This window comes from bacterium (assembly GCA_021372775.1).
Lineage (GTDB): Bacteria > Acidobacteriota > Polarisedimenticolia > J045 > J045 > JAJFTU01.
In genome coordinates, this window is sequence record JAJFTU010000205.1 from 1 (window position 1) to 7,082 (window position 7,082).

7 protein-coding genes are annotated in these 7,082 nt (G+C 72.0%); 1 reads left to right on the forward strand and 6 read right to left on the reverse strand.

Features of this window, described 5'->3' with window-relative positions:
* The 6 genes from LLG88_07150 to recN form a co-directional block, all read right to left on the reverse strand.
* Positions 1-633 (reverse strand): hypothetical protein (locus LLG88_07150; GenBank protein ID MCE5246683.1); only part of this gene is annotated, 633 nt, incomplete at its 3' end.
* Positions 634-637: 4 nt separating this feature from the next.
* Positions 638-1,417 carry a slipin family protein gene (locus tag LLG88_07155; GenBank protein MCE5246684.1) on the reverse strand — a complete coding sequence of 260 codons (780 nt, stop codon included), beginning with the start codon at positions 1,415-1,417 and terminating at the stop codon, positions 638-640.
* Entirely contained in the window at positions 1,410-2,756 is a 1,347-nt protein-coding gene (locus LLG88_07160) for a nodulation protein NfeD (protein MCE5246685.1), read from the reverse strand. The genes LLG88_07155 and LLG88_07160 overlap by 8 nt, the downstream gene beginning before the upstream one ends.
* Positions 2,757-2,923: 167 nt before the next feature.
* Positions 2,924-4,108, reverse strand: coding sequence for a pyridoxal phosphate-dependent aminotransferase (locus LLG88_07165; GenBank protein ID MCE5246686.1), 1,185 nt, complete (start codon positions 4,106-4,108; stop codon positions 2,924-2,926).
* On the reverse strand, positions 4,105-4,617 hold the full coding sequence (gene coaD, locus LLG88_07170) for a pantetheine-phosphate adenylyltransferase (GenBank protein ID MCE5246687.1): 513 nt from the start codon (positions 4,615-4,617) through the stop codon (positions 4,105-4,107). Before coaD ends, LLG88_07165 begins: the two co-directional genes overlap by 4 nt.
* A complete protein-coding gene (gene recN, locus LLG88_07175) occupies positions 4,614-6,314 on the reverse strand; it encodes a DNA repair protein RecN (protein MCE5246688.1) in 1,701 nt (566 codons plus the stop codon). Before recN ends, coaD begins: the two co-directional genes overlap by 4 nt.
* A 333-nt stretch (positions 6,315-6,647) precedes the next feature.
* Between recN and LLG88_07180 the strand changes: the two genes are divergently transcribed.
* The coding region (locus LLG88_07180; protein ID MCE5246689.1) for a histidine kinase at positions 6,648-7,082 on the forward strand (435 nt) is incomplete at its 3' end.

Consider the following 7,082-nt stretch of genomic DNA (forward strand, 5'->3'; position numbering starts at 1 on the left):
CATGTCGAGGAAGATCACCGCCAGGCGCCCGCCGAACCGCCGCGCCCGCTCGACTTCGTCCTCGAGCGTGTGGTCGAGGTAGCGCCGGTTGTAGCAGTCGGCGGTGTCGTCGCGGATCACCAGCTCGCGCAGCGAGGCGACCGTCCGCAGGTTGTCGAGCGCCGGCGCGGCCTCCCGCGCGAGGGCGCGTCCCAGTTCCGGGGCGTCCTCGCCGAACGACTCGCCGGCGCCGGCGACGACCAGCAACAGACCGGAGCAGCCGCCGCCCGCGCCGAGCGGAATCAGCAGCCCGGGCCCGAGCTGTTCGGCGATTCCGGGGGCGGCGTTCTCGGCGAGCAGCACCCGCGCCTGCTCGAGGACCGCCGGACCGTGCGGCGCGAGATGCCAGATCAGCCCCGCGTCGAGCGACGGCAGGTCGCGGGCAAGATCGGCCGGCTCGCGCCGCCCGACGGCGGCGGCGCACTCCAGGTCCTCGCCCGAATCGCCGAGCAGGTAGCCGAGCGCCCAGGCGCCGCCGAGAAGGTCGAGCGCGCCCCGCGCCAGTTCCTCGAGGCAACCCCGCGGATCGAGCCGCCGGGTCGCGGCGAGCGCCGCCTCGAGCAGACGCGGATCCGCGGGACGCGCTTCGCCCATCGCCTCAGTCCTCCTGCTTCTTCTTGCCCATGATCGCGCTCAGCAGATCGACCGGGACCGGGAAGACGATGACCGAGTTCTTCTCGGCGCCGATCTCGGTGAGCGTCTGCAGGTAGCGCAGCTGGAGCGTCATCGAGTTCTGCGACATTTGCGTCGCCGCCTCGGTCAGCTTCGTCGCCGCCTCGAACTCGCCCGCCGCGTGGGTGATCTTGGCCCGCTTCTCGCGTTCGGCCTCGGCCTGGCGGGCCATCGCGCGCCGCATCTCTTCCGGCAGGTCCACCTGCTTCACCTCGACCGAGGACACCTTGATGCCCCACGCCTCGGTGTGCTTGTCGAGGATGTCGGCCAGCTGCGTGTTGAGCCGGTCCCGCTCGGCGAGCAGCCCGTCCAGCTCGACCTGGCCGAGAACGGAGCGGAGCGTCGTCTGCGAGAACTGGCTCGTGGCGTAGTTGTAGTTCTCGACGTTGACGATCGCCTGCCGCGGGTTGAAGACGCGGAAGTAGACGACCGCGTTGACCTTGACCGACACGTTGTCCCGCGTGATCACGTCCTGCGGCGGGATGTCGAGCACGACGGTCCGCAGCGAGACGCGGACCATCCGGTCGATCACCGGGATCAGGAAGAACAGGCCCGGGCCGTAGTCGCGGGCGCGCAGCCGGCCGAGGCGGAAGACGACGCCCCGCTCGTACTCCGGCAGCACGCGGATCGACTGCGAGATCAGGAAGATCGCGACGATGATCAGGACGATCAGCCCCGGACCGACGGCGGTGACGAACTCACTCATTCCCTTCTCCCTCCGGCCGCGTCCGCGGCCCTTCCGCGTCGCGCGGCGCCGCGTCGGCCCGCTCGACGACGAGAACCAACCCCTCGCTCCCCGCGACCCGGACCGGCGTCCCCCGCGGAATCGTCTCCGCGGCGCGGGCGAACCACGTTTCGCCGTGCACGAAGACCCGCCCCTCCGGCGCGAGGTCGCTCTGCGCCGTTCCCAGCTCGCCGACCAGTCCCTCGCGCCCGGTCGCCAGCGGCGCGCGCAGCGCCCGCCGGACGATCCGGGTGACGACGATCAGCGTGCCGACGAGCAGCACGAACAGCGGCCCGAGCCAGACCAGCGGAATGGCGAGCCCCGGAATGTCCGCCGGGAAGAGCAGGAACAGCCCCAGTCCGGTCAAGGCGACCCCCGCGATCGTCAGCAGCCCGTGCGAGACGATCTTCAGTTCGAGCACGAACGCCACGACGCCGCAGGCGACGAGCGCCGCGGCGAAGTACCGCACCGGCAGCACCTGGCTGCCGTAGAGGAAGATCAGGAGCGCCGTCACGCCGACCGCCCCGGGCAGGATCAGCCCCGGATGGGTGAACTCGACGTAGATCCCGATGATCGCGATCGTCAGCAGCAGCGCGATGACCGTCGGGTGGAGGACGACGTTCTTGAACCCCTCGCTCCAGGTCAGCTCCTGCTCCACGATCCGCGCGCCGGCGAGGCGGAGCGTCGTCTTCGTCCCGTCGATCCGCGGCACTTCCCGCCCGTCGAGCCGCGCCAGCAGCTCCTCGCGCGAGGGGACGACGAGGTCGATCAGCTTCGCCTCCAGCGCCTCTTCCGCCGACCACGACTTCGCGTTCTTGACCGCCTCCTCCGCCACTTCGGCGGGGCGGCCGTAGGCGCGGGTCAGCGAGCGGAGCAGCGCCTGCAGGTCTTCCGACGCCTTCTTGAGGGCGACGTCCCCTTCCTTGTTCTCGCCGCCGATCGTGATCACGCTCGACGCGCCGGTCCTCGTCACCGGCGCCATCGCGGCGACGTTCCCGGCGAGGAGGATGAAGAAGCCGGCCGAGGCGGCGTGCGCCCCGCGCGGCGTGACGTAGACGCAGATCGGCGTCGGGCTGGCGAGCATCGCGCGGATCATCCGCTCGGTCGAGTCCACGAGGCCGCCGGGCGTGTCCAGCTCCAGCAGGAAGAGGTCGTCCCCCTCGCGCGCCGACTCTTCGAGCGCCCGTTCCAGAATCGCCGCGGTCACGGGGTGGATCATCCCGTCGATCCGCAGCACGCGGACCGTCGGCGCGCCGAACGCCGCGCCCCCCGCCCCGAAGAGAACCGCGGCGGCGAGAAGCGCCATGAGCAAGCGTCGCATGGGGAGATTCTACCGCAGCGCGCCCGCCGCGGACGGACCGTTTGCGGCGCGCTGAGCGCGGCGAAGCGGACGGACGGCGCCGCGTCGGCCCCGAGCGGGGTCGTCGGAGACGAAAAGAGGGCGGCGCCGAACGACGCCGCCCCCGCATTGAGGACGCCGGGACGCGGTCAGCGCCCCTCGGCGAACTCCTTGATCCGGGCCAGGCCGTCCCGCAGCGACTCGCGCGCCGCGGCGTAGCTGATCCGCACGTGCCCCGGAGCGCCGAACGCCTCGCCCGGGACGAGCGCGACGTGCTTGTCGCGGAGCAGCGCCGCGCAGAAGTCCACGGAGTCCTTGAGGCCGCGCGCGGCGATCACGCCGCTCACGTCGGGGAAGGCGTAGAAGGCGCCGCGCGGCGCGAGGCAGCGGACGCCCGGGATTTGGGCGAGCAGGCCGAGGACGATCTCGCGGCGCGCCCGGTACTCCTCGAGCATGAGCTTCGGCGCGTCGGCGGCGACCGTCGCCGCGGCGAGGGCCGCCTTCTGGCACATCGAGGCGGCCTGCGTCGCGTCGTGACCCTGGACCGTCAGCATCCCCTTGATCACCGGCTCGGCGCCGATCGCGTACCCGACCCGCCAGCCGGTCATCGCCCAAGTCTTGGAGAAGGCCGACGTGACCAGCAGCCGCTCTCCCAGCTCCTCGCGGTGGGAGAGCATGCTGATCGCGTCCGCCTGGTCGTAGACGAACGCCTCGTACGTCTCGTCGGAGATCAGCCAGAGATCCCGCTCGCGGACCAGCTTGGCCAGCTTGGCCGCCTCCTCGCGCGGCAGGACGCCGCCGCAGGGGTTGCTCGGGTGGTTGACGATGATCGCCTTCGTCGCCGGCGTCAGGACCTCTTCGATCGCCGCCGCGCGCACGGTGAAGGCGTCGTCCCACTTCGTCCGCGCGAAGACCGGCGTCCCGCCGGCCAGCTTCACCTGCTCCGGGAACGACACCCAGTACGGCGCGACGACCACGACCTCGTCCCCCGGATTGACCAGCGTCATCATCGCGGAGAAGAGGACCGACTTGGCGCCGGGGCCGACCAGCACTTCCGTCGGCTTGATCTCGATGCCGTGGCGCTTGGAGTACGACGCGGCGATCGCCTTCCGCAGGTCCATGATCCCCGCGGCCGGCGTGTAGTGGGTGAAGTCGGCTTCGATCGCCTCGATCCCCGCCCGCTTGACCGCCTCCGGGCTCGGCAGATCCGGCTCGCCGAGGCTGAAGTCGAGAACCTTGATCCCCTGGGCCTTCAACTTGGCCGCCTCGGCGGCGACGGCGAGCGTCGGCGAAGGAGCCACGAGGGCGAGGCGCGACGCGATGCGGCGGGTCATTCGTTTCCTCCGGAAGGCGCGCCCAACCGGCGCGCAAGGCGGGCGGAGGCGCAGGCGGGCACCAAGCTGGATACGTCCCCCCCGAGCCGCGCGATTTCGCGGACGAGCCGCGACGAAATGAAGGAGACGTCCTCCCCCGGCACGAGGAAGATCGTCTCGACCTCCGGCGCGAGGCGCCGGTTGAGCAGGGCCATCTGCAGTTCGTATTCGAAGTCCGAGACGGCGCGCAGGCCGCGCAGCACGACCTTCGCCTCGACGTTGCGGGCGAAGTCCACGAGCAGCCCCTCGAAGCCCGAGACCCGCACGTTGCCCAGGCCGGCCTCGGCGATCGCCTCCTCAAGCATCTCGCGCCGTTCCTGGGCGGAGAAGAGCGGCGCCTTGTTCGTGTTGCGCAGCACGGCGACCACGACGTCGTCGAACGACGCCGCGGCCCGCCGGATGATGTCCATGTGGCCGAACGTGACCGGGTCGAAGCTCCCGGGGTAGATCGCGCGCCGCGCCCCGCTCATGCCGTCGGTTCCTGCGCCTTGAGCAGCGCCTCGGCGTGGCGCCGCGCGGTGTCGGTGACGATCGCGCCGCCGATCATCCGGGCCAGTTCCTCGACCCGCTCGTCGTCGTCCTCGAGCACCTTGACCACGGCGACGGTGCGCCCGGCCTTCACCTTCTTGCTGACGAAGATGTGCCGCTCGGCGCGCGCCGCGACCTGCGGGATGTGGGTGATGCAGACGACCTGATGCCGCGCCGCCACCCGGGCGAGGAACTGCCCCAGCCGCTCCGCGGCCTCGCCGCCCAGCCCCTGGTCCAGCTCGTCGAACAGCAGCGTGCGCCGCGGCAGCCCGCCCTCGAGCGCGATGTCGAGCGCCAGCATGACCCGCGAGAGCTCGCCGCCCGAAGCGACCTTGCGCAGCGGGCGCGCCGGCTCGCCGGGATTGGCCTGCAGCAGGAACTCGACCTGGTCGAGCCCCTCGGCCCCCGCCGGCTGCCCCGCCAGCTGCTCCGCGTCCAGCGGCTTCAGCTCCACTTCGAGCCGCGCCTTGGGCATCGCCAGCCCTTCGAGCAGCTCGCTGACCGTCCGCGACAGCTTGTCCGCGGCCGCCCGCCGGGCCTCCGTCAGCGCGCCGCACGCGACGCGCCACGCCTCGGCCCGCGCGTTCCGCTCGGCCTTGAGCGCCTCGGCCGACTCGCTCTGCTCGGTCAGCTGGCCCAGCTCGCGGCGCATCGTGTCCGCGCCGGAGACGATGTCGGCCAGCGTCGCGTTCTCGAAGCGGCGCCGCAGCTTCTCCAGCGCGACCAGCCGCTCCTCGACCTCCGCCAGCCGTTCCGGATCGGGGGCGACGTCGTCCAGCCCGCCGCGCAGGTCGGCGGCGATCTCGTTGATCTGCGTCCGCACGTCGTCCAGCCGGTCGGCCAGGTCTTCGTAGAGGGGATCGAGCTGCGCGTGCGCCCGCAGGCGCCGGCCGGCCGCGTGGACGCGGTCGAGCGCCGCCCCCTCCCCTTCGTAGATCATGTCCAAGGCGCCGCGCAGCGACTCGCCGATCTCCTCCGCCCGGCGCAGCCGCTCCCGCTCCTGCCGCAGCTTCTCTTCCTCGCCCGGCGCCGGCTTGACGCCGTCGAACTCGGCGAGGCGGAACCGCAGCAGCTCGATCCGCCCCTCGCGCTGGGCGGCCCGGTCGGCCAGCTCCTGCAGCTTGGCGTCGATCTCGCGCACCGCCGCCGACTCGCGCCGGACGGCGACGAGGGCCTCGTCGTGCCCCCCCGCGCGGTCGAGCAGCGAGCGGTGCAGTTCGGGAGCCATCAGCGTCTGCGCTTCGTGCTGCCCGTGCATTTCGACGAGGCCGGAGAGGAGGTCGCGCAGCATGGCGATCGTCGCCGTCTGCCCGTTGACGAACGCCTTCGAGCGGCCGTCGGCGCCGATCTCCCGCCGCACCAGCACTTCCCCGCCCGGCGCGCCGATCCCGGCCCGCGCCAACCGCTCGGCGACGTCCGGCCGCTTCGACACGTCGAGCAACGCCTCGACGAGCGCCTTCTCCTCGCCTTGGCGCACGAGGCTCGCCTCGCCGCGGCCGCCCAAGGCGAGCTCCACGGCGCCGACGATCAGCGACTTTCCCGCGCCCGTCTCTCCGGTGATCAGGTTGAGTCCCGGAGCGAACTCCAGGGCCACGTTTCGGGCGAGAACGAGGTTTTCGAGTCGCAGTTCCCGCAGCATGGAAAAGTCTCCTCGCCGCACGGTCCGTCAAGGCCGCTCCGAATGCCACGGCGCATGGGGGTGTTCGGCGCAGAATCGGGAAAAGAGAAGGTTATCACTCGCCAAACAAGGGGGTCAACATCGCGCGGTCCGCGCCCCGCGGGGCGAAAGCGGCCTTCGCGCGGCGCGAAACGTCGAGGCGCAGGCCGGCGGGCGCGGAGCGGAGGCCGGAGGGAGCGCGGCGCCGGCCGCTTCCGCGGCCCGGCGGACCGGCCGCCGCGCCGAGCCGCTCCTCGGCCGTGGGTTCATGGTATACACCTCTCGTCCGCCACTTGCGGCGCCCGGAGACCGCGCATGACGGTCCGGAGGTTGTTGTTCGTCGCCCTCGGACTGCTTCTCGCCGCGCATCAGGCGCGGGCCGAGGATCCCGCGCACCGTCAGGTGCTGCTCCTCCACTCCTACCACGCCGGCTACTCCTGGACGGACGACCTCCAGCGGGGAATCCTCGGCGTCCTCCGCGAGGCGCCCGAACTCGACGTCCGGATCGAGTACATGGACTGGAAGCACTTCCCGACGGCGGAGACGCTGCTCCGCTTCGAGGAGACGCTCCGCTTCAAGTACGCCGGGCGGCGCGTCGATCTCGTGCTCGCCACCGACAACGCGGCGGCGGAGTTCGCGCTCGCGACCCGCGACGCCCTCTTCCCGCGCGCCGCGGTCGTCGTCTGCGGCGTCAACGACATGCCGCCCGGGGTCTTCGCCGGCAAGCCGTGGGCCACCGGCATCGGCGAA